Origin of the sequence: Stenotrophomonas maltophilia (assembly GCF_002799155.1) — a bacterium.
GTDB classification, from domain to species: domain Bacteria; phylum Pseudomonadota; class Gammaproteobacteria; order Xanthomonadales; family Xanthomonadaceae; genus Stenotrophomonas; species Stenotrophomonas maltophilia_R.
This window is the reverse complement of sequence record NZ_NERD01000002.1, coordinates 3,728,306-3,754,679: the sequence shown is the minus strand read 5'-3', so window position 1 is coordinate 3,754,679 and position 26,374 is coordinate 3,728,306. Positions and strand designations below refer to the sequence as shown.

Below are 26,374 nucleotides of genomic sequence, written 5' to 3'. Positions count from 1 at the left end.
TCAGCTTTTGCCGTGGCCGTTGCCGTTGCCGTTGAAGTTGATTCGGCGGGTGCAGGGCCGCAGGCCCTGCAGGCAACCCTCAGCTGCGCATGCCCACGCCGCGACGCAGCAGCCACAGCGCCACCGCGGTCAGCATCACCACGAAACCGATCATCAGCGCATAGGCCACCCACAACGGCACATCGCTGCTGCCCAGCAGGCCATAGCGGAATGCGTTGACCATGTAGAAGATCGGGTTCGCGTGCGTGGCCGCTTCCGCCCAGCCCGGCAACAGCTTCACCGAATAGAACACGCCACCCAGGTAGGTCAGCGGGGTCAGGATGAAGGTCGGCACGATCGCCACGTCATCGAATTTCTTGGCATACACCGCATTGATGAAACCGGCCAGCGAGAAGATCGTCGCACCCAGGATCACCGTGCTCAGCGTCACCAGCGGGTGCGGGATGCGCACCGGGGTGAAGAACATGGCGATGATCAGCACGATCACGCCCACCATCAGGCCGCGCAGCACTGCGCCGGCGACGTAGCCCCAGAGGATCACCCAGTTCGGCATCGGGCTGACCAGCAGTTCTTCCACGTGGCGGCCGAACTTGGCGCCGAAGAACGAGGAGCTGATGTTGCCGTAGCTGTTCTGGATCACGCTCATCATCACCAGGCCCGGCACGATGAACTCCATGTAGCTGTACTCGCCCATGTTGCCCACCCGCGAGCCGATCAGGCGGCCGAAGATCAGGAAGTACAGGGTCATGGTGATCGCCGGCGGCACCAGGGTCTGGCCCCAGATGCGCATGATGCGGGCGACTTCACGGCGCACGATGGTCAACAGTGCGACGCGGTTGCGCTGGCCGTCGGTCAGCTCGGTGGTGCTCATGCAGGCTTCTCCAGGTTGCCGGTGAGGCGCACGAACAGCTCCTCCAGGCGGTTGCTCTTGGTACGCATCGAGCGCACGCGGATGCCGGACTCGTTGAGCGTGGCGAACACGCGGTTGAGGTCCATCGCGCGCGGCATGTCGATGTCCAGCGTATGCGGGTCCGGCGCGGTCAGGGTCGCGCCTTCGATCACCGGCAGCTGCGCCGGCAGGTCACCGTCGATGTCCAGCAGGAAGCCTTCCACGTCCAGCTTGGCCAGCAGGGTGCGCATCGGCCCCTGCTCGACGATCTGGCCATGGTTGATGATCGCCAGGTGGCGGCACAGGTACTCGGCTTCTTCCAGATAGTGCGTGGTGAGGATGATCGTGGTGCCGGCAGCGTTGATCTCCTTCAGCACGCGCCACATGTCGCGGCGGATCTCGATGTCCACGCCGGCGGTCGGCTCGTCCAGGATCAGCAGGCGCGGGCGCGTCATCATCGCGCGGGCGATCATCAGCCGGCGCTTCATGCCGCCGGACAGCGTGCGGCTCATCACCTGCGCCTTTTCCCACAGGTGGGCCCGCTTCAGTTCCTCTTCGGCGCGCTGCTCGGCTTCCTCGCGCGGCACGCCATAGAAGCCGGCGTAGTTCACCAGGATGTCGAAGGGCTTTTCGAACAGGTTGAAGTTGATTTCCTGCGGCACCAGCCCGATCAGGCGCATGGTGGCGCTGCGGTTGCGCACCAGGTCGCTGCCGAACACCTCCACCTGGCCCTCGCTGAGGTTGACCAGGGAGCTGATGATGCCGATCAGGGTCGACTTGCCGGCACCGTTGGGGCCGAGCAGGGCGAAGAAGTCGCCCGGGGCCACTTCCAGGGAAACCCCCTTCAGGGCCTGGGTGCCGTTGTCGTAGGTCTTGCGCAGGTCGCGCACGCGCAGGGCGGGCGCCGTATCGTTCTGGGATGCCAAGCTCGAAGCCTTCGCGCCCATGGGCTGGCGCTGGAGAGGGGCGGGGAGCGGCTATTATAGAAGACCCCGAGGGCTTGCCCCGGCTACACACTGTCCCGAAAAGTCGTGCCTGTTCAATTCCCCCTCAAGCTGGTCGGCTGCCGCATGCTGGCCCCGACCGTCGGCCACTACCAGTTCGTGCGTGATGATGGACAGCCGCTGGATTTCCAGCCCGGCCAGTTCATCCAGGTCCATTTCAGCTACGCCGACGGCACTGAAACCAAGCGCAGCTACTCGCTGGCGACCATCCATGACCATGCGCTGGGCCCGGGCGAGGCGGTGGATATCGCGGTCAGCTTCGTGCCCGGCGGCGCCGCCACGGCCCTGTTCGAGGCGCTGGAGCAGGGCGGCCAGATCAGTGCGTCCGGCCCCTATGGCCGGTTCTGCCTGAATCCCGGTGACCACAACGCCCGTTACCTGCTGATCGCCACCGGTACCGGCGTCACCCCGTACCGCTCGATGCTGCCGCTGCTGGAAAAGGCCATGGCCGAGCGCGGTGTGCAGATCGTGCTGCTGCAGGGCGCGCGCAGCCCGGGCGAGCTGCTGTACAGCGAAGACTTCTACAGCTTCGCCGAAAAACACCCGAACTTCCGCTATGTGCCGTGCCTGTCGCGCGAACTGCCGGCCGCTCCGCACCCGGACGTGCAGCACGGCTACGTGCAGCAGGCGCTGGCCGGCTTCACCCCGGACCCGGCCACCGACATCGCCTACCTGTGCGGCAACCCGGACATGGTCGATGCCTGCGCCGAGCTGCTGAAGGCCGCAGGCCTGGGCAACCCGCAGATCCGCCGCGAGAAGTACGTCAGCAGCAAATAAGCCGGGGTAGTGCCGGCCGCGGGCCGGCAATCCCATGAACCGGAGGCGGCATCATGCCGCCCCCGGTGTCCTGCCTCAGTACGCGATCCAGGCGTCGCGCCAGGCGAAGCCGGTGCCCGGGCGGTAGGCATCGGCGTTGATGTTGCACCAGGCGCCTTCCGGGAACGGGCGGCAGGCGTACAGCTTGCCGTCGGTGCCCTTCACCACGGTCTCGCCCGGCTTGTAGCTGCCGAGGCCGGCCGGGTACACGAAGTCGAAGTCGCCGCCCGGCGGATCGACCGGATCGATCGGGCCCGGACCCGGCACCTGGGTTTCCAGCTGGAAGCGGTTGCCCGGCTTCAGGTACACGCGGTTATCGGTAGCCGAGGCGACCGGCGTGATCACGCCGTTCTTCATCACGCCCACGCGGGCGTGCTGTGCGCTGGCGTTGACCTTGCGGGCCAGGGCCAGCGGCCACTGCGTCGGGCTGGTCTGGCCGGTCGCCAGCTTGGTTTCCAGACGCTCCAGGTCATTGCCGTTGGCGTTGAACACGCGCAGGGTCACGGTGCTGTCCACCTCCAGCGCGCCATTGGCGGTTACTGCACCGGCATCCTGCCACTGCGGCGGCGGAACCACGCCACCGCCACCTTCGAAGCGCACGTCCATGCAGGTATAGAACGCTTCCTGCGAATCCGAGCGCTGCCAGGTGTTGTAGATGATGTGCTGGCCACTGCGCTTGGGCAGCGGGCAGTCCAGCTTGTAGACGCCGCCTTCGGACAGCGGCACGTTGCCCAGGGTGCAGAATTCCTGCAGGTCGGCCCAGCGCAGCGGGCTGCCCGGCTGCCAGCCATCGCGGGTGACATAGAACTTCCATTCGCGGGTGGCATGCGGCGCCGGTGCGCGGAATTCGAAGGTGTAGCGGCCGCGCGAATCGGCGCGGACCGGGGTGGTCGGCCAGTCGCTGCGGTTCAGATCGAGCCCGCGGTACTTGGGGATGCTGGCGCTGCACAGCTCGCCGTCACGCACCAGATCGCGGTGGTTGCCATTGGCGTTGCCGTGGGCGATCGCGCTCCAGTCATAGAACGGCTGCGCGCCACCGATGGCCTTGGCCGCGGCACAGGCCGGGTTGGTCGGGTTCTCCGGATTGCCCTCGTGGCACTGCTTCACGCGGCTGAGCGGCTTGGTCATGGTGCCGTGTGCGAAGGCGCTGCCGGACAGGGCCAGGCCGGCAACGACGGACAGAGCGAGGACTGCCCGATGGGACAGGTGCATGCAGGAACTCCTTTGCGAAGTGTGGGAAACCTCGCGCAGTCTTCACATGCAGGCCCGCCGGCAACATCGGATAAGTTCGAATTCGATGGCGGCCGTGTTCGATCTGCAACACGTTGCTCACTGTGCCGCTTCCCTGACAGAAGGCGGTGCATGCTGCACCGCCTCCCGCATCACGGCCTCAGTACGCGATCCACGCGTCGCGCCAGGCCGCGCCGACACCCGGCCGGTACGCCTCGGCGTTGACGTTGCACCACGCACCCTCCGGGAACGGGCGGCAGGCATACAGCTTGCCGTCGCTGCTCTTCACCACGGTCTGGCCCGGCACGTAACTGCCGATGCCGGCGGGGTACACGTGGTCGAAATCGCCGCCCGGTGACGGCGTGCCAGGGTCGGGAACCTGGGTATCGAGCTGGAAGCGGTTGCCGTCCTTCAGGTACACGCGGTTGCCGGTGGCCGAAGCGGCAGGCGTGATCACGCCGTTACTGAGCACGCCCACGCGTGCATGCTGGGCGCTGGCATTGACCTTGCGGGCCAGCGCCAACGGCCACTGCGCGGCCGCCGTCTGGCCGCTGGCCAGGGTTGCTTCCACGCGTTCGATGTCATTGCCGTTGGCATTGAACACGCGCAGTGCCAACGTCGTGCCAACCGGCAGCTCACCGCGTGCGGTGACCGGGCCGGCATCCTGCCATTGCGGTGCCGGTGCGGTACCGCCGCCGCCCTGGAAGCGCACATCCATGCAGGTATAGAACGCCTCGGTCGAATCCGAGCGCTGCCAGGTGTTGTAGATCACATGCTGGCCGGTGCGCTGCGGCAACGTGCACTGCAGCTTGTAGGTGCCATCGGCCGAGAGCGGCGTATTGCCCAGCGTGCAGAACTCCTGCAGGTCGGCCCAGCGCAGTGGGCTGCCCGGCTGCCAGCCTTCGCGGGTGACGAAGAAGCGCCAGTCACGGGTGGCATGTGGTGCGGTCGCCTTGAACACGAAGGTGAACTTGCCATTGGCATCGGGCTGGATCGGCGTGGTCTGCCAGTCACTGCGGTTCACATCCAGTCCGCGGAAGGTCGGGTTGTTGCCGCTGCACAGCTTGCCGTCAGGCACCACGGCCTGATGATTGCCGTTGGCGTTGGCCTGGTTGATGCCGTTCCAGTCGTAGAACGCCTGCGAACCGCCAATCGCTTTTGCAGCGGCACAGGCCGGGTTGGTCGGGTTCTCGGGATTGCCCTGGAAGCAGGCATAGACACGGCTGACCGGCGTGGTCATGGTGCCGTGGGCGAACGCGCTGCCGGCCAGGCACAGGCCCGCAGCGGCGAACGAGGTAGCCAGCAACAGCGGTGTGGATCGGAATGACATGGCGCATCCTTGTGGTCGTCGAAAGGGAACGGTGACCGCAGGAGCTGCGCTGCGCGGCGGACTTTCGGCGGCACCACGGCGAGTATCGAGTCGCAGCGCAGGGGGCGGAACCACCGAAGCGCCGATCCGTGACTGTGGGTGTGAAGCCCTTCCCACCGGCTTCACGCAGGGCTGAACGGATGCGTTGGACGTCACGGGATCGGCGTGGCATCGATCACGTCATGGAGATCACGCTACGCAGTCCCGGTAGCGACCCGATCCGCCTGGCACGAGAAACAGCCATGCGCCGCATTGTGCAACTGGACGAACGCCACCGACGGGTCGGCGAACAGTGCATCCAGTCGGCCCGCAACGTCGATGCCCGCACAGATCTCGGCATCGCTCATCAGCGCGGCGTGGTCATAGGCACGCACCGAGATCATCCTGCGCTGCACGTACGGGGGCACTTCGCCCGGCGGCAGGACGCAACGGGTCACGCCGCGCTGCACGAAGATCGGCCCGGCGGCGCGGTATGGCGAATGCAGCGGCAGGTGGACGTGGGACAGCAGGAGCAGTTCACTGCCAGGTGCGGGATCGCTCAGGCTGATCCGGCAGGGATGGCCGCCATTGGCGCCCGCCCAGCGACGCTGGATGCCGAGCGCGGCGAGTGCGCTGTCGCTCATCTCGAACAGATGGAGGAACGGGCGGTGGTCGATGCCACCGAGGTACCACGCGTGCATGGGCGTCTCCTTGGGTTCTCCGCGGATTGTGCGCATGCGCTGTCCGCTGCGCTCGCCGTTTTCAGACCCCACATCGCCGTCGGGCCGGAACACTGGCCCATGGGTTGCTGCTGGCCGCCGCCGATGCCGCCCTGTACCGGGCCAAGGCCGAAGGGCGGGACCGCCTGGTCTGCGCGCCGTCGGCGGCGGATTCGTCATTGCCCATCGCCGTCGGCGCGCTGCCCGTGTAAGTTGGGTCACATCTTCCGCGGCAGCCCGTCGTGGTCGACAGGAACGTCCTCCAGGGGAAACGAGCACGATGCAAAGACACCACCTCGCGCTGGCCGGGATGCTGGCCAGCCTGATGATTGCCGGGTGCAGCCAGCCGCCGGCGGCCGATGCCGGAAGTGCCAGTGATGCACCCAGCCGCCGCTTCGGTACGATCGACTTCCAGCCCTGCACGCTGTCCACCGAAGGCGCCAGCGCCAACGTGGAGGCGCAGTGCGCCACCCTGCAGGTACCGGAGGATCGGGCCCAGCCCGCGGGCCGCCGGATCGGCCTGCGCATCGCCTGGCTGGAATCGGGAAGCAGCGGCGCCAGCCAGCCCGACCCGGTGTTCTTCCTGGCCGGCGGCCCCGGCCAGGCGGCCAGCGAGGTGGCGGTCATCGTCGATACCGCACTGCGCCAGGTGCGCAAGCAGCGCGACGTGTTCCTGATCGACCAGCGCGGCACCGGCGGCTCCAACCCGCTCAGCTGCCTGGGCGCGGACGGCAAGCCACTGCAGATGGACGAAGATGCCGCGCCTTCCGAGGCATCGCTGCGCGACTACGCCCAGCGCTGCGCGGCGTCGCTGCAGGGGCGTGCCGACGCGCGCTTCTACACCACCACCGAGGCCATCGCCGACCTGGATGCGGTGCGCGGTGCGCTCGGCGTGGATCAGGTCAACCTGGTCGGTGGCTCCTACGGCACCCGCGTGGCCCAGCGCTATGCCGGCGCCTATCCGCAGCACACCCGCAGCATCGTCATCGATGGCGTGGTGCCGAACGAGCTGGTGGTCGGTGGCGACTTCGCGACCACCTTCGAGGATGCGATCGCCCTGCAGTCGGCGCAGTGCCGCAAGGATGCCGCCTGCAGCAAGCGCTTCCCGACCGATACCCGCGCGCAGCTGCGCAGCGTGGTCGACACCCTGCGTCGTGCGCCGGTCTCGGTCGAGTATCGCGATCCGGGTACCAACGCACCGCGGCAGGATGTCCTGACGCCGGACAGCGTGGTCGGCCTGGCCTTCGCCTTCTCCTACGTGCCGCAGTATTCCTCGCTGCTGCCACTGGTGCTGGATGAGGCCGCACACGGGCGCTACGGACCGCTGGCATCGCTGGCGCGCGGCGCGAACCGCAGCATGGATTTCCAGATCAACCGCGGCATGCAGTGGTCGGTGATCTGCAGCGAGGATGCGCCGCGCTACCACGCGCCGGCCGAGGATCCCGAACGGCTGTTCGGCAACGAAGTCGCCAGCGCCTTCTTCGCGGCCTGCCCGGTGTGGCCGCATCGTCCGGCGCCGGCAACCGATGCCGTGCCGCTGCGCAGCGAGGTGCCGGCACTGCTGCTGTCCGGTGAGCTGGACCCGGTAACGCCGCCCCGCTACGCCGCACAGGTGCTCAAGGGCCTGCCCAATGGCCGTGCGCTGGTCGCCCGTGGCCAGGGCCATGGCACGTTGACCGCCGGCTGCATGCCGCGCCTGCTCGGCCAGTTCATCGACAAGACCGATGCCAAGGCACTGGATGCCAGCTGCCTGGACACGCTGAGCTACGTGCCGGCGTTCACCTCGTTCAACGGATGGGAACCATGATCGTCGCCGACAACCTGCACAAGGCCTTCGATACCCGCACGGGCCGCATCCAGGCGGTCGCCAACGTCGGCTTCCGCGCCGGGGATGGGCAGATCACCGGCCTGCTGGGCCCCAATGGTGCCGGCAAGACCACTACCATGCGCATGCTCTACACGCTGATGACGCCCGATCAGGGCAGCATCACGGTCGATGGCATCGACGCGGCGCGCCATCCGGTGGAGGTGCGTCGCCATCTCGGCGTGCTGCCCGATGCGCGCGGCGTCTACAAGCGCCTGACCGCGCGCGAGAACATCGCCTACTTTGGCGAGCTGCATGGCCTGTCGGCCGAGCGCATCCGCGAACGCATCGAGGTGCTGTCGCACGCACTGGACATGGGCGACATCCTCGACCGGCAGACCGATGGCTTCTCGCAGGGCCAGCGCACCAAGACCGCGATTGCCCGCGCGCTGGTGCACGACCCGCGCAACGTCATCCTCGACGAACCGACCAACGGCCTGGATGTAATGACCACGCGCGCGCTGCGCCGCTTCCTGCTGGGCCTGCGCGACGAGGGCCGCTGCGTGATCCTGTCCAGCCACATCATGCAGGAGGTGGGCGCGTTGTGTGACCACATCGTGATCATCGCCAAGGGCACGGTGATGGCCGCTGGCAGCGCCGACGAACTGCGTGCACAGGCCGGTGAAGCCAACCTTGAGGACGCGTTCGTGAAACTGATCGGCAGCGAAGAGGGCCTGCACGCATGAGCATGATGTCGACCCTGATGACGGTGATGCGCAAGGAACTGCGCGACTTGTCGCGTGACCGCCGCACGCTGCTGCTGACGCTGCTTTTCGGACCGCTGCTGTACCCGGTGCTGCTGCTGGGCATGGGCAAGCTGGCCGAGAGCCGGGTGCGCACCCAGATCGAAGAGCCGTTGCAGATCCCGACCATCGGTGCGGAGAACGCACCGAACCTGGTGCGCTTCCTCGCCGCGCAGGGCCTCAATGCCGCACCGGCACCGAAGGACCTGGCCGAGGCCATCCGCACCCAGGACATCGATGTGGCGCTGCGCATCAGCGATGACTTCGGCAAGGACTGGGCCGATGGCAAGCCTGCACTGGTGGAGGTGATCAGGGACAGCACGCGGCGCGCTGCCGAAGTGCCTGGCGCACGCCTGGAGGCGGCACTGGCCACCTACAACGGCCAGGTCGGTGCACTGCGCCTGATGGCGCGCGGCACCGATGCACAGGTGGCACGCCCGCTGGACGTGGCGCGCCAGGACCTGGCCAGTGCCGAAGCCAAGCGCGGCATGATCCTCTCGATGCTGCTGCCGGTACTGCTGACGCTGACCTCGTTCATCGGTGGCGCCTACCTGGTGATGGACGCCACCGCCGGCGAGCGCGAGCGGCAGTCGCTGGAACCACTGCTGGCCACGCCGGGCTCGCGCAGCGCGATCGTCAGCGGCAAGATCGCCGCCGCCTGCGTGGTCGGTTTCGTATCGCTGCTGCTGACCCTGGTCGCATTCAAGGTGAGCGCGCAGATTGCGCCCGGCAACATCGGCCGCCAGTTCAACATGAACGTCGGCTCGATGCTGCAGATGCTGCTGGTGATGTTGCCGATGCTGCTGATCGGCACCTCGCTGCTGACCTTCCTGTCGGCCGCGGCCAAGAGCATGAAGGAGGCGCAGAGCCACATGACCTGGCTGATGCTGCTGCCGATGCTGCCCGGCTACGCACTGGTGGCCTATCCGCTGAAGAGCGAGCTGTGGCAGTACGCCGTGCCGTTCCTGTCGCAGAACCAGATGCTGCTGAAGGTGATCCGCCACGAGACCATCACCCCGACGGTCTGGGCGATCTACCTGGGCGCAAGCCTCGGCCTGGCCGCGGTGCTGTGGTTCGCCGCCGTGCGCCGCTACCACAACGAGCGCCTGGCGATTTCCGGTTGACCCAAAAAGGGGACGGAGGGGATTAAGTCGTTTCTGCCTCCCCCGTCCCCTCCTTGCGCGGGCGCCCTCGTCTGCGTATTGCCACGGGGCGTCCCAGCGTCTTCTCCACCATCCGCAGGAATGCAGCGTCCCCCATTGGGCATTGCCTGCTGCTGTGGTTGCGGATTGCGGGCAGGTCTGCGGATGCATTCACATCGCGCAGGAATTCGGCATACAACCTCGTCCTCTGCTGAGCGGTTCCTGCAAGCGCTTTGAACGCGGGGTGCAGGGTCAGCATTGGATCATCCCGTCGTTGAAGGTTGCCGTGCACGCTGGACCACGGATGATCTTCGGCGCTGACAACAATTCCGGCGCGAACCGGATTGCGTTCGATGTAGCGGTATACGCTGAGAAGATAAGCGTCGCTGTCGATCATCGAGGAATGGAAGCGCCCCTGCCACAGAGGCCCACTGCGTCCGTGCCGCTGGTTGAAGGCCTGAACGTAGTTGTTGCCCTGCATGCGCATTGCGCCCGCCAGTCCCTGCTGTGTGGAGGGCGTGGCCAGCAGGTGGACGTGGTTGCCCATCAGTACATAGGCATGCAGTGCGACGTGGTGCTTGAGAAATGCGCTGTGCAACAGATGCAGGAACAGTTGGCGGTCGATGTCGTCGATGAAGATCGCGCCTTTGTTCACGCCGCGCTGGATCACGTGATAGGCCTGGCCTGCCAGCATCAGGCGTGCTTGTCGGGGCATGGGATTCGGAGGCTGAAAGGGACCTCAGCCTGTCATCGCGGCTGCGGAGCAGGGCATCAGGCAATGCCGCGAAGCAGTGTCGGGTGAGTCAAAAGCGACTTAATCCCCTCCGTCCCCTTTTGCGTAGCGCGCAGGCGTCATCCCCATCTCGCGCTTGAACACGGTGATGAAGGCGCTGGGCGTGTCGTAGCCCATGGACAGCGCAACGCTGATCACCGGTTCGCCCGCCAGCAGGCGTGGCAGCGACAGCAGTACGCGCAGGCGTTGCCGCCACTGGCCCAGCGTCATGTGGGTTTCGGCCTGCCAACGGCGGGCGAGGCTGCGGCTGGACAGGCCGCAGGTGGCTGCCCACGCCTCGACACTGCGAAGGTCATCCGGCGAACGTGCCAGCACCGCAGCGACCCGCCGCAGGCGGCGATCCTGCGGTTGTGGCAGGGCAAGCGGCAGCGGCGTGCTGGCGGTGATCTCATCGGCGATCACGCCGGCCAGGCGTACCTGCGCGGCGTCCAGCGCCCGGTGTGGCCAACCCAGCGCGCGCGTCGTCGCGGCCTGCAACAGCGCGTTGGGCTGGAAAATGCGCGGCACGGCGGGCAGGTCCAGGCAGGCCTCGGCGTTGAAGTACAGGCTCCAGCCATCAAATTCCTCTGCCCCTACCAGGGCGTGGGGCAGTGAGGGCGGAATCCAGGCGACGTGCCCGGCTGGCAGCAGCCACTGCAGATCATCGACCTCGATCCGCAGCAGGCCCTGGTGTGCGCCCAGCAGCTGGCCGCGGGCGTGCCGGTGGCGGGCCGTGCGTCGTGGGCGGTGCAGGCGCAGCTGGGCTGCCAGCAACGCCGGCCCGCTGCTGGCGTTGGCCAGTGCGGGGTCGAGCAACGCGGGGAATGTCTGATCTGCCATATCGTTTGGCAGTTATACGGCAGAACGGTCGCTGCGCGGTGTCGATACTGGAAGTCCCCTCAATGGAGCATCACCCATGCAGCCGCAGGCCATCCTTCCCGACCACCAGAACGAGGTGCAGGTAAACGGCCTCACCGTGCGCAAGGGCAGCGTCGGTGCCTTCCTCGCCAGCGTCCGTGACTGGCAGGATCCCGCCAGCAATGACGCCACCCGCGCCACCGCTGAGGCCGACCTGCGTGCGCTGCTGCCGGGCCTGCATGCGCTGGGCCTGTTCCAGGTGCTGGCTGCGCGCGATCCAGCACTGCAGCGCCTGATCGACAGCTACCCCTGAAACGAACACGGCCCGGACATGCCGGGCCGTGTGGTCATTGCGGGACGGAAACGACTTAATCCCCTCCGTCCCCTTTTCGTGGTCAGCCGCCGCCCGGGGCGAATACCAGGGTGCGGCGGGTGGTGACCGGCGCGCTGACCGGCTCGAAGCGCCAGCGCTTGACTGCGTTCATGGCTTCGCGATCGAAGACGCGCGACGGCGTTGCGCGCAGCACGCGGGCGTTGATCACCGAACCGTCAGTGCCGACGGTGATTTCCACCAGCACTTCGCCGGAGGTGCCTGCACGCAGCGCCTCGGACGGATAACGCGGTGCCGGGGTGCTGACCGGGCGCAGGTTCGGCGCCGCAGCGGCCGCCGGAGCCGCCGCCTGGCGTGCGGCGCTGGCCTGCTGGGCGGCCGCCTGCTGCTGCTTCTGCTCGGCTTCGCGGCGGGCAGCGGCCTGGCGCTCGGCCTCCTGGCGCTCGTTGTCGCGGCGGGCAGCATCCTGCTGCGCAGCGATCTGCTTGGCCGCGTCGGCTTCCTTGGCGCGCTGCTCGGCCAGGCGCTGCTGTTCGGTCTGCTGCTTGCTGCGGTCCTCGGCGTCCTTCTTGGCTTTCTCGGCTTCGGCTTCGGTGCGCTTGGCAGCGTTCTGCACGCCCTTGGCCAGGCCGTCCTTCAGGCGCGGCAGGGCCGGCGCGGAGGCATCCACCTTCTCGATCAGCGCCACCAGGCGCTGCGCCTCGGTGTAGTCCTCGCGGCCCAGGTGCTGCTCGGCGGCGATCAGGGTGTACGGCAGCAGGTCGGTCAGCGCGCTCTTCACCGAGGCGTCGTCCGGGGTCTTGTCGCGCAGGGCGAGGTAGTACTCGATGGCGTTGTCGCCGGCCGGCGCGTACATGCGGTTCTCGCGCAGGGCCTGGCTGGCCGACTCACGCAGCTGCTCGGTGCCCATCGACTGCACCTTGGCGGCGACCACCGGTGCGGTCGGTGCGGCGGCGGCGGGTGCGGCGGCCGGGGCCGGTGCTGCGGATTCTTCCTTGCCCGAGCAGGCGGCCAGCGCCAGTGCCAAAGCAACCGGCAGCCACCGGCGCGCGGCGGTGATCGTTGAGACGTGCGACATCCTGCTCCCCTCTAGAAGACGACGTGACGTAAATCATTGATATGCATGGCCGGGACCTGCGGTCCGGGCGCGGCAGGGTGACGTTTCCCGACGCCACCGCCGGCAACGGCGAGGGTGCAATCTAGCATCCCGGCCACCGCCGCGTACAAGGGGCGGTGGCCGGAAGGGGCAACGGCCACCGCCGTTGCCGGCGACGACCTCAGTGGTCGTGCGACTTGCTGTGGCTGTTGGACATCAGCTTGTCGGTCCAGGCGATGCCGATTGCCGACAGGATGAACACGCAGTGGATGATGGTCTGCCACAGCACGCCGTCCGGGGTCAGCATCGAGCAGCGGGCGACACCGATGTTGGCGGCAGCCACGCTCATCTGTTCCGGCGTGCACAGCGGGATGCCATTCAGTGCGCCACTGGCGATGAAGGTCTTCAGCAGGTGGATCGAGGAGATGCCGATGATCGCCATCGCCAGCTTCACCTTCAGCACGCTGGCGTTGACGTGGCTCAGCCACTCCGGCTGGTCCGGGTGGCCTTCCAGGCGCAGGCGCGAGACGAAGGTCTCGTAGCCGCCGACGATCACCATCACCAGCAGGTTGGAGATCATCACCACGTCGATCAGGCCCAGCACGATCAGCATGATCTGCTGTTCGCCCATCGAGACCGAGTGCGAGATCAGGTGCCACAGTTCCTTGCCGAACAGGAACACGTAGACGCACTGCGCCACGATCAGGCCCAGGTACAGCGGCAGCTGCAGCCAGCGCGAGGCGAAGATCAGCGTGGACAGCGGGGAGAGCGGCGGGCGGTTTGCACTCATGCGGGGGATGCTGCGTTTCGGGGGAGAGGCGAGGTTACCGGCCCGACATGACGGTGCCAACCCAACTCTCGCACTAGACTTCAGGTTCCTTTCCGCACCCCGAGCCGACGCCATGATCGACCTGTATTACTGGCCCACCCCGAACGGCCACAAAGTGACCCTGCTGTTGGAGGAAACCGGCCTGGAGTACCGCATCCACCCGGTCAACATCGGCTCGGGCGACCAGTTCAAGCCGGAATTCCTGGCCATTTCGCCCAACAACAAGATGCCGGCCATCGTCGACCAGGCCCCGGCCGATGGCGGTGCCCCGCAGAGCGTGTTCGAGTCCGGCGCGATCCTGTTGTACCTGGCCGAGAAGACCGGCCAGTTCCTGCCCAGCGACCCGCGCGGCCGGGTCACCACCCTGGAGTGGCTGTTCTGGCAGATGGCGGGCCTGGGCCCGATGAGCGGCCAGATGGGGCATTTCAATGTGTATGCGCCGGAGAAGATCCCGTACGCGATCGAGCGCTATGACAACGAAGTGCGCCGCCTGCACCGGGTGATGGACAAGCGCCTGGCCCAGCACGCCTTCCTGGCCGGCGACGAGTACACCATCGCCGACATGGCCAGCTACCCGTGGATCGGCGCCTACGACACGCTGCCGGTGGATTTCGCCGCGTTCCCGAACCTCAAGCGCTGGCACGATGCCATCGCCGCACGCCCGGCCACCCAGCGCGCCTATGCCCTGCGCCAGCAGGTGAACCCCAACGCCGGCAAGCCGCTCAGCGACGAAGAGCGCAAGCACCTGTTCGGCCAGCGCTGACCCAGTACGGTGGGTGCCGACCATGGGGCGGCACTCGTCGGCACTCCTTGCCGGCACTCCTTATGGGCGGAAGGTCATGCTGCCTTCCCGCACGGGCTTGGTTAGGATGGGGGACGACCGCCCGGCGCCCGCCGCGGGGCGGACCTGCCGTTTGCCGGGATCCTCCATGCGCCACCTGTTCGCTTCGCTCGCCCTCATGCTCGCCACCAGTACCGCCGCCCACGCTGAAAAGCTGACCCTGGAAGCCATCACCGGCCCGCTGCCGTTGTCCGGCCCGACCCTGATGAAGCCGAAGGTGGCGCCGGACGGCTCGCAGGTCAGTTTCCTGCGCGGCAAGGACAGCGACCGCAACCAGCTGGACCTGTGGACCTACGACATCGGCAGCGGCCAGACCCGCCTGCTGGTCGATTCCAAGGTGGTGCTGCCCGGCACCGAGACCCTCAGCGACGAGGAAAAGGCCCGCCGCGAGCGCCAGCGCATCGCCGCGATGACCGGCATCGTCGATTACCAGTGGTCGCCGGACGCGCAGCGCCTGCTGTTCCCGTTGGGCGGCGAACTCTACCTGTACGACCTCAAGCAGCAGGGTGCAGCGGCCGTGCGCCAGCTGACCCACGGTGAAGGCTTCGCCACCGACGCCAAGCTGTCGCCCAAGGGCGGCTTCGTCAGCTTCATCCGCGGCCGCAACCTGTGGGTGATCGACCTGGCCAGTGGCAAGCAGCTGCAGCTGACCCGCGACGGCAGCACCACCATCGGCAACGGCGTGGCCGAGTTCGTCGCCGATGAAGAGATGGACCGCCACACCGGTTACTGGTGGGCGCCGGATGATTCGGCCATCGCCTTCGCGCGCATCGACGAGGCACCGGTGCCGGTGCAGAAGCGCTACGAGGTCTACGCCGACCGCACCGATGTGATCGAGCAGCGTTACCCGGCCGCCGGCGACGCCAACGTACGCGTGCAGCTGGGCGTGATTGCACCGGCCGCCGATGCACAGCCGCGCTGGGTCGACCTGGGCAAGGAGCAGGACATCTACCTGGCCCGCGTCGATTGGCGCGATGCGCAGCACCTGAGTTTCCAGCGCCAGTCGCGCGACCAGAGGCAGCTGGACCTGGTGGAAGTGGCACTCGATTCCAACCGCCAGCGCGTACTCGCCCACGAGACCAGCCCGACCTGGGTACCGCTGCACAACAGCCTGCGCTTCCTTGAAGACGGCAGCGTGCTGTGGTCGTCCGAGCGCACCGGCTTCCAGCACCTGTACCGCATCGACAGCAAGGGCAAGGCCACCGCGCTGACCCATGGCAACTGGCCGGTGGACGAGCTGCTGGCGGTCGATGAAAAGGCCGGCAAGGCCTACTTCCGTGCCGGCATCGAGAGCTCGCGCGAAAGCCAGATCTACGCGGTGTCGCTGCAGGGCGGTGAGCCGCAGCGCCTGTCCAAGGCACCGGGCATGCACAGTGCCACGTTCGCCCGCAATGCCAGCGTCTACGTCGACAGCTGGTCCAACAGCACCACGCCGCCGCAGATCGAACTGTTCCGCGCCAGTGGCGAGAAGATCGCCACGCTGGTCGAGAACGACCTGGCCGATCCCAAGCACCCGTATGCGCGCTATCGCGATGCACAGCGCCCGGTCGAGTTCGGCACGTTGATGGCTGCCGATGGCAAGACCCCGCTGAACTACAGCCTGATCAAGCCGGCCGGCTTCGATCCGTCCAAGCGCTATCCGGTAGCCGTGTACGTCTACGGCGGCCCAGCCAGCCAGACCGTCACCGACAGCTGGCCCGGTCGTGGCGACCATCTGTTCAACCAGTACCTGGCCCAGCGGGGCTACGTGGTGTTTTCGCTGGACAACCGCGGCACCCCGCGCCGTGGCCGCGACTTCGGTGGCGCGCTGTATGGCAGGCAGGGCACGGTGGAAGTGACCGACCAGCTGCGTGGCGTGACCTGGCTGAAGCAGCAGCCGTGGGTGGACCCGGCGCGCATCGGCGTGCAGGGCTGGTCCAACGGCGGCTACATGACCCTGATGCTGCTGGCCAAGGCGTCGAACCAGTACGCCTGCGGCGTGGCCGGCGCACCGGTCACCGACTGGGGCCTGTACGACAGCCATTACACCGAGCGCTATATGGATCTGCCGGCGCGCAATGAAGCGGGTTACCGCGAAGCGCGCGTGCTGACCCACATCGACGGCCTGCGTTCGCCGCTGCTGCTGATCCACGGCATGGCCGACGACAATGTGCTGTTCACCAACTCGACCAGCCTGATGAGCGCGCTGCAGAAGCGTGCGCAGCCGTTCGAACTGATGACCTACCCGGGCGCCAAGCATGGCCTGTCCGGCGCCGATGCCCTGCATCGCTACCGCGTGGCCGAAGCCTTCCTGGGGCGCTGCCTGAAGCCCTGATGCACGAACGGGAAGGAGCCCGCCGATGACCCTGCCACCGCCGATTCCCACCCATGGCCCCAAGCCCGCCGGCTGGTGGTGCCGCCACTGGCGCTGGGCGATGCCGCTGACCGTGCTGCTGGTGCTGGCCGGCGCCGGTGGCACAGTGGCCTGGAGCGTGCTGCGCTGGAGCGAGGCGGCACGCGAAAGCCCGCCGATGCGTGAAGCGTTGCGCCGCGCTGGCTGCAGCATCGAACTGGTGGAAGCCTTCGGCGAGCCGCTGCATATTGAATCGATGCCACTGGGCAGCATGCAGACCGCGATCAACGGCCAGCGCGATGTTGGCCTGACCGTGGCCCTGGAAGGACCACGCGCGCAGGGCCGGCTGTTCGTGAAGGGTACCCGCAGTGACGACGTGTGGGACTACCCGGTGATGTACGTGCTGGGCGAGAACAAGCAGACGTTCGACCTGACCGCACTGGATGACGTTGAAGCCGCGCAGGAATGCGAACTGCAGGCCTGCCGCGAGCGCGGCGAATGCCCACTCACCGCCGCGTTGTGACCGCACGATCGCCGAGACCGAGGCTGTCGTGATCCGCCACAGTTGAATTCACTTGCCGATCGGGCCTCGGCTGAGCTCGGCATGTCAGGTGTGAGGCCAAACAGTTCCGACACCACACGACGCTGATGAACCGGTTCGCGAGTGGCGAAGCCTTCAATCCTCACTCCTTCGATAGCGTGGATTGATAGTGCGAACGACGTTCCGGATTGCTGGCACAGGTCCCCTCCAATGATTGAGCCCAGCGCAGTTCTTACTGCAACGATTCACTTCATCCTCGAAGGAGCGTGCAATGCGAACGTATGCGGTGTCCACGATCCTTCCGAACCCCTATTCGATAGCGCCCAGAATGTGATCTACCGGCCTGCGGGTGACGAAGGCGCACAACGAGAGGCGCGCTCGATCCCTGGTATGCAGTGGGTGGGCAGGGGTGAAGGCCGTTTCGCTGGATGTTGAAGGGAAGCCTGGGCCGCCCCCGTACGTGCGAATCTGGTCGGACGCTTCAGGAACACATGCGAGATTCAGCCATGGGTTCTGGCATTACACGCTGGACGGCGATCGACTGGTAAAGCGTGATGTGCGCCGCGCTCTACGAATTGCCGGGGCTATTTGTTATCGGTCAAGCCCTATGTTTTTGGGCTATCGAAATTGCTCTGTCAATCATTTCGGAAGTTATGTATGGAACAAAGCCAAGACGATCACCCAGCTCAAAATTTCTCCGGTACGATTCAAGGCTATCCACCTCCCCGGCAATCGCCAATGCCGCTAAGTGGCGAAGTGGCATAGCGCCTTTAGCATCTGTTGGCAGATTTCTATATGCAGCTAGTCCATCTTCAAGGCTTTGAGCATGCGCCCAGGAGATCGCTTTCTCTGACAATCTGGACACATCATTAGCTGAGAGCTCGACCAACTTCTCAGGGAGTTCATTGCTCACAATTACAGGGACGTAATCTCTCCCTTCACCCAGGATTAGTCCAACTGCTGTTGAAAATTCCTCTGATGAGATTGAAGGCGTAAGTGAAACACGAAAATGATCCGACCTTTTACCTACGTAAGGAATAACCTGAACTTGGCAATGACCAATATTCGCTATGCAGAAATAGTCTCCCACCTCATCCCTCGCGCAGACCCAGCCTTGCTCCTTCAGGGCTGAAACCACATCTTTTTCGTTCATCACTTGGCACCTGGAAAATTCATGGCTTCAATTGGAATGCCATTTGGATAACCTTGTGCTCTAAACAGTATCCCGTGCATCAGGCCGGAATCGTCTGCAAATTTCCATCTGGGAATTGAACTGCCACCTCGAATTTGTGGAAGAATTTCAGGTTGTCGAATGCTCAAGTCTGCTCCTCCCGTTCTAACTTCAATCATTCTCAGCTTTTAATTCAACGCGGAAGACGCGCCTGGCTGGCGTACCGTCATGGCCTTGGAGTGCGGCGACCGGACCTGCCCGCGATTGAACAGCTGGTCATCTCCGCTCTTCCAGCATGAGGGCGTGCCAACGGGCTCCGCTGATCTTCACGACAATGCAAGGGTCCTGCGCGAAATGAAGGGCATCGTAGCCAGCTTCTATCCGGATCCGCCATTGCATGATCGCGGTGTCCCCAATGCGGTCGCCGTGACCTCCAGCCGATTGTCGCCATGGCCGTGAGCGCGTAGGGTGCGGGCAACCCTTTGCTGGAGTGTCCCATGAAGCCGATTGCGCTCGCTGTTGCCCTGGCCCTGACTGCTGCCCCGTTGCTGTCCGCACCGCCGGCGCTGGCTGCACCCGCCGCCAAGGCCGCTACCCCGGCCAGCCCGGCCTGGGTGGCCCGCAGCAACGCACTGGCGCAGATCCTGCTCGATGCGCAGGGCCCGTTCCAGCCGGAAGAAACCGGCTTCTTCGGCGTGCCCGGCTACGATGACAAGGTGGCTGACCTCGGCCCGGACAACGGCAAGCGCTACCGGGCCGCGATGGCCAAGGCACGCGACGAACTGAAGGCGAAGCTGGCCGCCGAGCAGGATCCCAATGTCCGCCAGGACCTGGAGATCATGATCCACGCGGCCAACCAGAACATCGAAGGCAGCGAGCTCAACGAGAAGTACCTGCTGCCGTGGAGCGATGCGCCGCAGACGGTGTTCAGCGGCCTCAACCTGCTGCTGTCCGACCAGGTACCGGCCGAGCGCCGGGCCAAGGCGCTCGACCGCCTCAAGGCGTATGCCGGCCTGCAGCCGGGCGGCACCGCGTTCACCACGCTGGCCCGCCAGCGCTACGAGGAACGGCTGAAGGACAGCAGCCTGCTGCAGCCGACGAAGATCGAAGTGCAGCAGTCGTTGGACAACGTCGAGACCTACATCAGCGGCATCGAGTCGCTGCTGAAGAAGTACCAGATTGCCGGCGCCGACGAGGCGATGAAGGCCCTGGCCGGGCAGATGAAGGACTACGCTGCCTGGACTCGCAAGGAGGTGCTGCCGAAGGCGCGCACCGACGCACGCCTGCCGGCGCCGTTGTACGCCTACCAGCTCAAGCAGGTCGGCATCGACATCGACCCGAAGCTGCTGATGCAGCGCGCGCAGCTGGAATTCATGGAAACCCGTTCGGCGATGCAGCAGCTGGCACCACTGGTGGTGAAGGACAAGGGCCTGAAGGTGGCCGATCCGAGCGACCCGGTGGCGGTGATCCGCGCGCTGAAGGCCGACAAGATCGCCGACGATCATCTGGAAGGCCACTACCGCAAGGTGATCGATGCGATCGATCCGCTGATCCGCGAGCACGCCATCGTCGATGTGCCCAAGCGCGCCATGCAGATGCGCCTGGGTTCGGCCGCCGAGAGCGCGGCCAGCCCGGCACCGCATTTCCTGCCGGCGCCGCTGGTCAACAACACCGGGCAGCAGGGCACCTTCGTGCTGCCGCTGGGCAACCCGGCCGCGGGCCCGGGCGCGCAGTACGATGATTTCAACTTCGGCGCGGCGGCGTGGACGCTGAGCGCGCATGAAGGCCGCCCCGGCCACGAGCTGCAGTTCACCGCCATGGTCGAGCGTGGCGTCTCGCTGGCACGCACCATGTTCGCGTTCAATTCGGTGAACGTGGAAGGCTGGGCGTTGTATGCCGAAGCCGAGATGGTGCCGTACGAGCCGCTGGATGGGCAGATGATCGCCCTGCAGTTCCGCCTGCTGCGGGCCGCGCGCGCGATGCTCGACCCGATGCTCAACCTCGGCCTGACCGACCGTGCCAACGGCGAGCGCGTACTGATGGAGCAGGTCGGCCTGTCCAAGGCGATGGCCACCCAGGAACTGGACCGCTACATGGTGCGCATGCCGGGCCAGGCGGGCAGCTACTTCTATGGCTACACCCGCATCCTGGAACTGCGCATGCAGACCGAGCTGGCACTGGGTGCGAAGTTTGACCGCCTGGCGTTCAACAACTTCCTGCTCGACCAGGGCCTGCTGCCGCCGGACCAGCTGGCCGATGCGGTGAACAAGGTGTTCGTGCCGAAGTACAAGTAACCGAAGCGCTGGGGTCGGATCCCTTTCCGTAGGGAAGGGCTCTGACCGCGTGCGTCACCGGGAATGCCCATCCACGCATGGCGTGGATCTACCGCATCACCGTCAACGCTGCGGCTGCGGCGTGATCACCTGCGTCGGCAGCCGTGCCGGCGGTGCCGGGTTCGGTACCCAGATCGCGACGCCGGCGGCGCGCTTCTGCGTGGTCGGAATACCGATGCCGACCCCTCCGCCGACATGCGAGCCGAACGTGCCGGCACCCACCGACATGCCCACCGGCGAGCCGCTGCTGCCCACGCCCATCAGCACCACGCCATTGGCGCCCAGCGCTGCGGCCTCGCGCTTCAGGCGCGCCACCGCCGCGTCGGTCTGGCCCTGCGTGCCGAAGCCTACGGCAGACGCCGATTCCAGCTGGGCGATTTCCTGGGAGCCGGCCGGCGGCGTCGAATAGATCTGTACCAGTGCCGGATCGATCGGCGCGCGGGCGCGCCCCAGCATGACCTTGGAGGTGCTGGCACAACCGGCGGCGACCAGCAGGATGGCCGCCAGCGCGGCCCAACGGATGTTCATGGCACGACCCCTGTAGGACTGGTTGCGATCATCGACGGGCTACTCTGAATCGGCGCCAACACCCGGGCCAGAGCGCGCACGGCAGGACGCTAGCACGGTGCCGGTGACAGCCCCGCCAACGGTAGTAGGCGGCGACCGTGGGAACGACTATGGTGGACAGACAGGAACCAACTGCGGGAGAGCGGAATGGGTGTGATCAGTCTGTTGTGGGGCGTACTGGCGCTCTTGTGGATGATCCTGGCGCTGATTCCGCTGCTGGGCTGGGGCAACTGGTTCCTGATCCCGTTCGCCGCCGTGGGCGCGGTGATCGCCGCGCTGGGCATCCTGTTCACCCACCCGACCAAGCGCGGCCGGGCCTGGGCTGGGCTGGTGCTGAACGGCATCGTGGTGGTGGTCGGCATCCTGCGCCTGGGCCTGGGTGGCGGCGTGATCTGAGCCGCGTCGCCGGGTGCGACAGGGCGTCGCAGGTACACGGCCGCGGGCCGGGCAGGGGCGTACAATGAACGGCTGCGCGAGCCCCCCGCGTGCCTGTGAATCCGCGCCCGGCGCGGCTGCCCCATGATCATCCGACCCCGTCCCCACGGCTGGCAACTGCTGTACATCCTGCGCGGCTCGATCGTCAAAGCGATCGCACCGAAGGTGCTGGCCATCCTGATCCTGTCCATCGCGGTGGCCGCGGTGGTGGAACTGGCGCCACCGACCGGCATCGAACGCGTTTCCGTCACGCCGTTCACCCTGCTTGGCCTGGTCCTGTCGATCTTCCTCAGCTTTCGCAACAGCGCCTGCCATGACCGCTGGTGGGAAGGCCGCAAGCTGTGGGGCCAGCTGGTCTATGAATCGCGTTCGCTGGCGCGCCAGGTCAACCTGCTGCTGGCCGATGACGCCGGTCGCCGTCGCCGCATCGCCTACCTCACTACTGCCTTCGCCCATGCGCTGGCCGCGCGCCTGCGCGGTCGCATCGTGGCCCTGGCCGCGTTGCCGTGGATGGACAAGCCGCAGCGCGAGCAGCTGGGCCAGCGCGAGAACGTGCCTGATGCAGTGCTGTCGATGATCGCCGCCGAGCTGGCCCAGGCCCTGCGCGCCGGTGAACTCGATCCGATCCTCTACACCCAGCTGGAGGAGCGCCTGCACGCGATGTCGTCGATCCAGGCCGGCTGCGAGCGCATCCTCACCACGCCGCTGCCGTTCGCCTACACCCTGCTGCTGCACCGCTGCGCATGGATGTTCTGCGTGCTGCTGCCGTTCGGCCTGGCCAGCTCGCTGGGCTGGGGCACGCCGGTGCTGTCGGCGGTGCTGGCCTACGCCTTCTTCGGCCTGGACCAGCTGGGCGAAGAAATGGAAGACCCGTTCGGCCTGGAGCCGAACGACCTGCCGCTGGACGCGCTGGTACGCACGATCGAGATCGACCAGCTCGACGCGCTCGGCGAACGCCCGTTGCCCGAACCCCTGCTGCCGCAGGGCTACCTGTTGCAATAGCCACTCCTCGGAGCCTGCCATGTCCCACCCGCTTTATCGCCCGCGCCGCATGCGCCATGACGAGTTCTCGCGCCGCCTGATGCGTGAGAACACGCTGACCACCGACGACCTGATCTACCCGGTGTTCGTGCACGAATTGGCCGGCCGCACCGCGGTGCCGTCGATGCCGGGCGTGGAGCGGTTGTCGATCGAAGAGCTGCTGAAGGTGGCCGAAGAGGCGCTGGAGCTGGGCATTCCGGTGATCGACCTGTTCCCGGTGATCGATCCGTCGCTGAAATCGCTGGACGCGTCGGCGGCGTGGGCCGAGGACGGCCTGGCGCAGCGCGCGATCCGCGCGCTGAAGTCGCGCTTCCCGGAACTGGGGGTGATGACCGACGTGGCGCTGGACCCGTACACCACCCACGGCCAGGACGGCATCATCGACGACAAGGGTTACGTGCTCAACGACATCACCGTCGAAGCACTGGTCAAGCAGTCGGTATCGCACGCCGAAGCCGGCGTGGATATCGTCTCGCCGTCGGACATGATGGACGGTCGCATCGGCGCGATCCGCCGTGCGCTGGATGCCGACCACCACATCAACGTGCGCATCATGGCCTACTCGGCCAAGTACGCCTCGGCGTTCTACGGCCCGTTCCGCGATGCGGTGGGCAGCGCGGCCAGCCTCGGCAAGGCCGACAAGAAGACCTACCAGATGGACCCGGCCAATGGCGACGAGGCCCTGCGCGAGATCGCGCTGGACCTGGAAGAGGGCGCCGACATGGTGATGGTCAAGCCGGGCATGCCCTACCTGGACCTGGTGCGCCGGGTGAAGGAGAAATTCGGCGTGCCGACCTTCGCCTACCAGGTCAGTGGCGAGTACGCGATGATGAAGGCCGCCTTCGCCAACGGCTGGCTGGACGAACGCGCCTGCGTGATGGAGTCGCTGCTGGGCTTCAAGCGGGCCGGCGCCGACGGTGTGCTGACCTATTTCGCGCCGCAGGTGGCGCGATGGCTGCGCGAGCGCTGACAATAGCGCCACGATAGACGGAGGAATACGCGATGGGACCCGAACTGGGATGGGTGCAATGGTTGATCTGGGGCATCGGTACGCTGGTGTTCGGGGCCATCATCGTCGGTGTTTTCATCGTGGCCTGGCGGGCTGGCAAGCGCCCGCCGGAACAGCTCTCCGCCGCGCGTCACGTGGCCCGTGAACAGGCGCTGCCGGACAGCGTGCAGGCCGAGCTGGCCGCGTTGAACCAGCGCAAGGACAACGGCCAGCTGAGCGAGATGGAGTACGAGCAGTTGCGCGCCAAGGTGTTGTCGCGCTGACGGGGCAATGCCCGGGGTCGGATCCCTTTCCGCAGGAAAGGGCTCTGACCCCTTCGCGGGCACCATCCACGCATGGCGTGGATCTACCGCACGCACCCGGGCACCGCCGCCACCTTGGGCACCGCCAACCGGTACACATCCACGCCCCCGGCACGCGGTGCCTTCGCCGCACTGCTGGCGACCATCATCTCGCCGGGCTTGGCGTTGTCGATCACCGGCGCGCCGGTCCAGCCGCCAGCCTGGTTGAACGACAGCCCCAGCGGCTGCAGTGCCACGCCGCTCCATGCGCAGCCGCTGCTCCAGACCTGCGCGGTACTGCCGCTGCCACGGCTGAATACCACGGCGCCGTCATGGCCCAGCCAGTCACCGTCGGTCTCGTCGTCGGCGCTGTTCAACGCGCTCAGTGCGCTGGCCGGGCCGCGCAGGCCCTGCGCATCCAGCGTCGCCACGAACAGGTCCCAGCCGGCGCCACGGCCCTGCTGGCGGGCAAACAACAGCTGCTTGCCATCCGCGCTCAGGGCTGGCCCGCGCTCTTCCCGGCGCCCGCCGTCACCGGCCAGCGGCTGCGCCGGGCCCGGCTGGCCGTCGGCGGCCAACGCGGCACGGTACAGCGCCAGCTTGCCCTCGCCGCCGGCCGCGAACAGCAGCCAACGGCCGTCACGGCTGAAGTAGGGATCGCGGGCTTCACCGGCCACGCCTACCGGCAGCGCCTGCGCCTGCTGCCAGCGGCCGTCCACCACGCGCGCTTCCCACAGGCCCCATCCGGCCTCGCCGCGGCGGGCGAAGACGATGCGCCGGCCATCGGCACTGATCGTGGCGCGGCCCTCGTCGGCGCGGGTCGAGACCACGCCCATGCCTTCGATCCCGTACTCGTTCAACGCCATCGCCACGGGGGCAGAGAGTAGACTGGCGGCGAGCACCAGCAGGGGCGGGGTGATGCGCATCATCCGGTTCCGTGCACGAAAGAGCATCAGTCTAGCCAGCTTGAGGATTCCATGACCGACCGTTACGCCGTCTTCGGACACCCCGTTGCCCACTCGAAGTCGCCGCAGATCCATGCGACGTTCGGTCGCCAGGAAGGCATCGCCATTGACTACCGCGCGATCGACCTGGCCCCCGATGCGTTCCTGGCCGGCCTGGAGGCCTTCGCCGCCGAGGGCGGTGTCGGTGCCAACGTCACCCTGCCGCACAAGGAAGCCGCGTTCTCGGTGTGCACCACGTTGACCGCACGGGCGCGCCGCGCCGGCTCGGTCAACACGCTGCTGCGCAAGGGCGACCGCTGGCACGGCGACACCACCGATGGCATCGGCCTGGTGCGCGACCTGACCGATCGCCACGGCCTGGACCTGCGCGGCCGCCGCGTGCTGATGATCGGTGCCGGTGGCTCGGCGCGCAGCGTCGCCCCGGCGCTGCTCGATGCAGGCATCACCGAACTGGTGGTGGTCAACCGCACGCCGGAGCGCGCCGACGAACTGATCGACGCGATGGGCGAACCGGGCCGTGCGATCAGCCGCTACTGGGAGGACCTGCGCGACCTCGGCGACTTCGAACTGATCGTCAACGCCACTTCGGCCGGCCGCGACCGCGACGTCGAGTTCAAACTGCCGCTGTCGCTGGTCAATTCGATGACCACCGCCGTCGACCTGAACTACGGCGAGGCCGCCATCGCCTTCCTGGCCTGGGCGCGCGCGGCGAACTGCCGCAATACCGTGGATGGCCTGGGCATGCTGGTCGAGCAGGCGGCCGAGAGCTTCCTGCAGTGGCACGGCGTGCGCCCGCAGACCGGCGAGGTCTACCAGTCGCTGCGGCAGGGCTCGGCCGTGCTGGCCGGCGAGGACTGATCGATGGACAGCACAACGTTGATGGTGACCGTGCTGAGCATGGTCGGCGTGCGCCTGCCGGTGCTGATCGCGCTGTGCGTCGGCCTGGTCTGGGTGGTCGGTGCGCCGCGCGATGCCACCCGCACCGGCGCGCTGGTCGGCCTGCTGTTGCTGCTGCTGTCCAGCCTGGGGGGCCTGGCGGCGGGCATGCTGCCGATGTGGCTGGTCAGCAGTGGCAACTTCAGCGCCATCTCGGGCATGAGCGCCATCTTCGGCGTGGTGCACTTCGCGCTGGCGATGGTCGAGGCCATCGGCGTGGTGCTGCTGGTGTGGGCGCTGGTGCGCCTGCTGCGGCTGCGCGGCAACGCGGTGCAGTGACA

The 26,374-nt window shown here is 66.9% G+C and carries 29 protein-coding genes; 16 read left to right on the top strand and 13 right to left on the bottom strand.

Features of this window, described 5'->3' with window-relative positions:
• Positions 1-79: 79 nt before the first annotated feature.
• Both B9Y82_RS17910 and B9Y82_RS17905 read right to left on the bottom strand, forming a co-directional pair.
• Positions 80-871 carry an ABC transporter permease gene (locus tag B9Y82_RS17910; RefSeq protein WP_100474591.1) on the bottom strand — a complete coding sequence of 264 codons (792 nt, stop codon included), beginning with the start codon at positions 869-871 and terminating at the stop codon, positions 80-82.
• Complete coding sequence (locus tag B9Y82_RS17905; protein WP_049400895.1) at positions 868-1,836, bottom strand: ABC transporter ATP-binding protein; 969 nt, start codon at positions 1,834-1,836, stop codon at positions 868-870. The genes B9Y82_RS17910 and B9Y82_RS17905 overlap by 4 nt, the downstream gene beginning before the upstream one ends.
• Before the next feature lie 84 nt (positions 1,837-1,920).
• Here B9Y82_RS17905 and B9Y82_RS17900 point away from each other — a divergent pair, with 84 nt between their 5' ends.
• Positions 1,921-2,670, top strand: a complete 750-nt coding sequence (locus B9Y82_RS17900; protein WP_100474588.1) for a ferredoxin--NADP reductase — start codon at positions 1,921-1,923, stop codon at positions 2,668-2,670.
• 75 nt (positions 2,671-2,745) lie between these two features.
• Here the strand turns inward: B9Y82_RS17900 and B9Y82_RS17895 are convergent, their stop codons facing one another.
• From B9Y82_RS17895 to B9Y82_RS17885, 3 genes are all read right to left on the bottom strand, one after another.
• The gene (locus B9Y82_RS17895; protein ID WP_100474585.1) at positions 2,746-3,921 is read right to left on the bottom strand and encodes a lytic polysaccharide monooxygenase; all 1,176 of its coding nucleotides are present in this window, start codon (positions 3,919-3,921) and stop codon (positions 2,746-2,748) included.
• 178 nt (positions 3,922-4,099) lie between these two features.
• Positions 4,100-5,269, bottom strand: a complete 1,170-nt coding sequence (locus B9Y82_RS17890) for a lytic polysaccharide monooxygenase (RefSeq protein ID WP_100474582.1) — start codon at positions 5,267-5,269, stop codon at positions 4,100-4,102.
• Positions 5,270-5,502: 233 nt separating this feature from the next.
• Positions 5,503-5,988 (bottom strand): DUF1203 domain-containing protein, encoded by a 486-nt coding sequence (locus B9Y82_RS17885; RefSeq protein WP_100474579.1) that lies wholly within the window; start codon positions 5,986-5,988, stop codon positions 5,503-5,505.
• 104 nt (positions 5,989-6,092) lie between these two features.
• Between B9Y82_RS17885 and B9Y82_RS20990 the strand changes: the two genes are divergently transcribed.
• The 4 genes from B9Y82_RS20990 (at position 6,093) to B9Y82_RS17865 (ending at position 9,737) form a co-directional block, all read left to right on the top strand.
• A complete protein-coding gene (locus B9Y82_RS20990) occupies positions 6,093-6,218 on the top strand; it encodes a hypothetical protein (protein ID WP_265350040.1) in 126 nt (41 codons plus the stop codon).
• A gap of 68 nt (positions 6,219-6,286) precedes the next feature.
• Positions 6,287-7,813, top strand: coding sequence for an alpha/beta fold hydrolase (locus B9Y82_RS17875; protein ID WP_100474576.1), 1,527 nt, complete (start codon positions 6,287-6,289; stop codon positions 7,811-7,813).
• Positions 7,810-8,556, top strand: a complete 747-nt coding sequence (locus B9Y82_RS17870) for an ATP-binding cassette domain-containing protein (RefSeq protein ID WP_100474575.1) — start codon at positions 7,810-7,812, stop codon at positions 8,554-8,556. The genes B9Y82_RS17875 and B9Y82_RS17870 overlap by 4 nt, the downstream gene beginning before the upstream one ends.
• Positions 8,553-9,737, top strand: a complete 1,185-nt coding sequence (locus tag B9Y82_RS17865; RefSeq protein ID WP_100474572.1) for an ABC transporter permease — start codon at positions 8,553-8,555, stop codon at positions 9,735-9,737. The genes B9Y82_RS17870 and B9Y82_RS17865 overlap by 4 nt, the downstream gene beginning before the upstream one ends.
• A gap of 22 nt (positions 9,738-9,759) precedes the next feature.
• Here B9Y82_RS17865 and B9Y82_RS17860 read toward each other — a convergent pair whose 3' ends face one another.
• Together B9Y82_RS17860 and B9Y82_RS17855 are read right to left on the bottom strand one after the other, a co-directional pair.
• Complete coding sequence (locus B9Y82_RS17860) at positions 9,760-10,470, bottom strand: transposase (RefSeq protein ID WP_100474569.1); 711 nt, start codon at positions 10,468-10,470, stop codon at positions 9,760-9,762.
• Between the two features lie 99 nt (positions 10,471-10,569).
• Positions 10,570-11,367, bottom strand: a complete 798-nt coding sequence (locus tag B9Y82_RS17855; protein ID WP_100474566.1) for a helix-turn-helix domain-containing protein — start codon at positions 11,365-11,367, stop codon at positions 10,570-10,572.
• Positions 11,368-11,443: 76 nt separating this feature from the next.
• On the opposite strand from B9Y82_RS17855, the gene B9Y82_RS17850 reads away from it, so the two are divergent.
• Positions 11,444-11,698, top strand: a complete 255-nt coding sequence (locus B9Y82_RS17850) for a hypothetical protein (protein WP_100474563.1) — start codon at positions 11,444-11,446, stop codon at positions 11,696-11,698.
• Positions 11,699-11,780: 82 nt separating this feature from the next.
• On the opposite strand, the gene B9Y82_RS17845 is transcribed toward B9Y82_RS17850, so the two are convergent.
• Both B9Y82_RS17845 and B9Y82_RS17840 read right to left on the bottom strand, forming a co-directional pair.
• Positions 11,781-12,794 (bottom strand): energy transducer TonB, encoded by a 1,014-nt coding sequence (locus B9Y82_RS17845; RefSeq protein WP_100474561.1) that lies wholly within the window; start codon positions 12,792-12,794, stop codon positions 11,781-11,783.
• A 199-nt stretch (positions 12,795-12,993) separates the two neighbouring features.
• The gene (locus tag B9Y82_RS17840) at positions 12,994-13,602 is read right to left on the bottom strand and encodes a TIGR00645 family protein (RefSeq protein ID WP_100474559.1); all 609 of its coding nucleotides are present in this window, start codon (positions 13,600-13,602) and stop codon (positions 12,994-12,996) included.
• Positions 13,603-13,714: 112 nt separating this feature from the next.
• On the opposite strand from B9Y82_RS17840, the gene B9Y82_RS17835 reads away from it, so the two are divergent.
• The 3 genes from B9Y82_RS17835 (at position 13,715) to B9Y82_RS17825 (ending at position 17,337) form a co-directional block, all read left to right on the top strand.
• Entirely contained in the window at positions 13,715-14,404 is a 690-nt protein-coding gene (locus B9Y82_RS17835) for a glutathione binding-like protein (protein WP_100474556.1), read from the top strand.
• A gap of 166 nt (positions 14,405-14,570) precedes the next feature.
• Complete coding sequence (locus B9Y82_RS17830; protein ID WP_100474553.1) at positions 14,571-16,796, top strand: S9 family peptidase; 2,226 nt, start codon at positions 14,571-14,573, stop codon at positions 16,794-16,796.
• A 25-nt stretch (positions 16,797-16,821) separates the two neighbouring features.
• Complete coding sequence (locus B9Y82_RS17825; protein ID WP_100474550.1) at positions 16,822-17,337, top strand: cytochrome c oxidase assembly factor Coa1 family protein; 516 nt, start codon at positions 16,822-16,824, stop codon at positions 17,335-17,337.
• Positions 17,338-17,953: 616 nt separating this feature from the next.
• Here the strand turns inward: B9Y82_RS17825 and B9Y82_RS17820 are convergent.
• Entirely contained in the window at positions 17,954-18,508 is a 555-nt protein-coding gene (locus tag B9Y82_RS17820; protein ID WP_100474549.1) for a DUF6990 domain-containing protein, read from the bottom strand.
• Positions 18,508-18,675: a hypothetical protein gene (locus B9Y82_RS20685; RefSeq protein ID WP_157804669.1), complete on the bottom strand. Its 168-nt coding sequence runs from the start codon at positions 18,673-18,675 to the stop codon at positions 18,508-18,510. Before B9Y82_RS20685 ends, B9Y82_RS17820 begins: the two co-directional genes overlap by 1 nt.
• 348 nt (positions 18,676-19,023) lie before the next feature.
• Here B9Y82_RS20685 and B9Y82_RS17815 point away from each other — a divergent pair, with 348 nt between their 5' ends.
• On the top strand, positions 19,024-20,820 hold the full coding sequence (locus B9Y82_RS17815) for a DUF885 domain-containing protein (protein WP_100474547.1): 1,797 nt from the start codon (positions 19,024-19,026) through the stop codon (positions 20,818-20,820).
• 102 nt (positions 20,821-20,922) lie between these two features.
• Here the strand turns inward: B9Y82_RS17815 and B9Y82_RS17810 are convergent, their stop codons facing one another.
• Complete coding sequence (locus B9Y82_RS17810) at positions 20,923-21,387, bottom strand: hypothetical protein (RefSeq protein WP_014038879.1); 465 nt, start codon at positions 21,385-21,387, stop codon at positions 20,923-20,925.
• A 186-nt stretch (positions 21,388-21,573) separates the two neighbouring features.
• Between B9Y82_RS17810 and B9Y82_RS17805 the strand changes: the two genes are divergently transcribed.
• The 4 genes from B9Y82_RS17805 (at position 21,574) to B9Y82_RS17790 (ending at position 24,174) form a co-directional block, all read left to right on the top strand.
• The gene (locus B9Y82_RS17805) at positions 21,574-21,822 is read left to right on the top strand and encodes a hypothetical protein (RefSeq protein ID WP_005420185.1); all 249 of its coding nucleotides are present in this window, start codon (positions 21,574-21,576) and stop codon (positions 21,820-21,822) included.
• Positions 21,823-21,945: 123 nt separating this feature from the next.
• On the top strand, positions 21,946-22,863 hold the full coding sequence (locus B9Y82_RS17800) for a bestrophin family protein (protein ID WP_100474544.1): 918 nt from the start codon (positions 21,946-21,948) through the stop codon (positions 22,861-22,863).
• A gap of 19 nt (positions 22,864-22,882) precedes the next feature.
• Positions 22,883-23,872, top strand: coding sequence for a porphobilinogen synthase (hemB, locus tag B9Y82_RS17795; RefSeq protein ID WP_065198312.1), 990 nt, complete (start codon positions 22,883-22,885; stop codon positions 23,870-23,872).
• A 32-nt stretch (positions 23,873-23,904) separates the two neighbouring features.
• Positions 23,905-24,174 carry a hypothetical protein gene (locus B9Y82_RS17790; RefSeq protein ID WP_100474541.1) on the top strand — a complete coding sequence of 90 codons (270 nt, stop codon included), beginning with the start codon at positions 23,905-23,907 and terminating at the stop codon, positions 24,172-24,174.
• Between the two features lie 83 nt (positions 24,175-24,257).
• Here the strand turns inward: B9Y82_RS17790 and B9Y82_RS17785 are convergent, their stop codons facing one another.
• Positions 24,258-25,121: a TolB family protein gene (locus B9Y82_RS17785; protein WP_100474538.1), complete on the bottom strand. Its 864-nt coding sequence runs from the start codon at positions 25,119-25,121 to the stop codon at positions 24,258-24,260.
• 48 nt (positions 25,122-25,169) lie between these two features.
• Here B9Y82_RS17785 and aroE point away from each other — a divergent pair, with 48 nt between their 5' ends.
• On the top strand, positions 25,170-26,015 hold the full coding sequence (gene aroE, locus B9Y82_RS17780) for a shikimate dehydrogenase (RefSeq protein ID WP_100474535.1): 846 nt from the start codon (positions 25,170-25,172) through the stop codon (positions 26,013-26,015).
• Between the two features lie 3 nt (positions 26,016-26,018).
• A complete protein-coding gene (locus B9Y82_RS17775; RefSeq protein WP_049444215.1) occupies positions 26,019-26,372 on the top strand; it encodes a hypothetical protein in 354 nt (117 codons plus the stop codon).
• Positions 26,373-26,374 lie beyond the last annotated feature (2 nt).